Raw genomic sequence first — 1,247 nt, 5'->3', positions numbered from 1 at the left:
CTCGCTGAAGGAGCACCGCGACAGCGTGGCCCGCCGGCTCGCCCTGCTGGCCGCGATCCCGGTTGTCGAAGGCGTCCCGGTGGTTGCCGGAGCCGGCCTCGACCTGGGTGAACCGCTGTGGGACGGCGCCGGGTTCACCGCTGTCCTCGTCGCCGAACCCGGCGGGCTCATCCCTGACCTGCCGCTGCCAGATCCGTCCCTGCCAGATCCGTCCCTGGCGGATCCGGCACTGGCTGGCGAGCCCGTGAGCCGGCAACCGGCGCGGACTCCCGGGCCGGCGCCCGCGCCGGTGCGTTTCCTGCCGGTCCTGCCGATGACACCCAACGAATCCGCGTTCAAGCGGGTCCACGGGGCAGCCGAACTGCAGCGGCGCTGGCTGGCCGCCGGCACCGATCTGCGTGATCCCCGGCGCGCCGGGCTGCGTCTGGACGCCGGCGACCGGTAGGGACACCGGCCACACAACGGCATCCGGAAGAACAGCGTCCCGCGGAACACAGTGTTCCGCGGAACATCGTCCGGGGAACACCGTCGCCCACGCCGGAGCCCCTCGGGGACCGGGACCGGAGCCGATCAGATCGGCCCGGATCGACCCGGATCGGATCGGCTCAGCCGGCGACGGCGATGTCGGCGAGGTCCTTGACGACCGGGACACAGGTCCGTTCGACCCAGGCGTCCGCCGCCTCACCGCCAGGCGGGACGACGATCACGGTGTCGACGCCGATCCGCGCGTACTGCTCGGCCTCGGCAAGGAAGGCGCCGGTACCCTCGCGGGCCAGCGCGTCGCCGTTGTAGATGATCGTCTTGGTGATCTCCGCGTAGTCGCGGCCGACCGCGTCGCAGTGCGCCTTGAGCACGTCGAGCTTGTGCGCCACGACGTCGACCGAGGGGGCGAACAGGTTGCAGGCGTCGCCGTAGGTCGCTACCAGGCGCAGTGTCTTCTTCTCCCCGCTACCCCCGATCAGGATCGGTATGCGGGGCCGGCTGATCGGCGCCGGCACGCACAGCGTCTCGGCGAGCTGGTAGTGCCGGCCGGCAAAGGGTCCGTTGTCCTCGCTCCACATCTGCCGGCAGATCCGCAGCGCCTCCTCCAGCCGCTCGAACCGCTCGGCGACCGGCGGGAACGGCACATCCAAGCCGCGGTGCTCACGGTCGTACCAGGCAGCGCCTATCCCCAGCTCCGCGCGTCCGCCCGACAGCACGTCCAGGGTAGCGACGATCTTCGCGAGCAACCCGGGATGACGGTAGGT

Annotated in this window: 2 protein-coding genes; one reads left to right on the top strand and one right to left on the bottom strand. The window is 71.4% G+C overall.

Annotated features, from left to right (window positions below; all coding sequences use genetic code 11):
• Positions 1–445, top strand: a 445-nt coding sequence (locus DD1DGNOD_RS04925; RefSeq protein WP_131769555.1) for a suppressor of fused domain protein, incomplete at its 5' end; no start/stop codon positions are given.
• Positions 446–605: 160 nt separating this feature from the next.
• Here DD1DGNOD_RS04925 and DD1DGNOD_RS04920 read toward each other — a convergent pair.
• The coding region (locus DD1DGNOD_RS04920; RefSeq protein ID WP_131769554.1) for an LLM class flavin-dependent oxidoreductase at positions 606–1,247 on the bottom strand (642 nt) is incomplete at its 5' end.

It is taken from the genome of Candidatus Protofrankia californiensis, assembly GCF_900634765.1.
Classification (GTDB): domain Bacteria; phylum Actinomycetota; class Actinomycetes; order Frankiales; family Frankiaceae; genus Protofrankia; species Protofrankia californiensis.
This window is presented reverse-complemented; position numbering and strand designations above follow the sequence as displayed.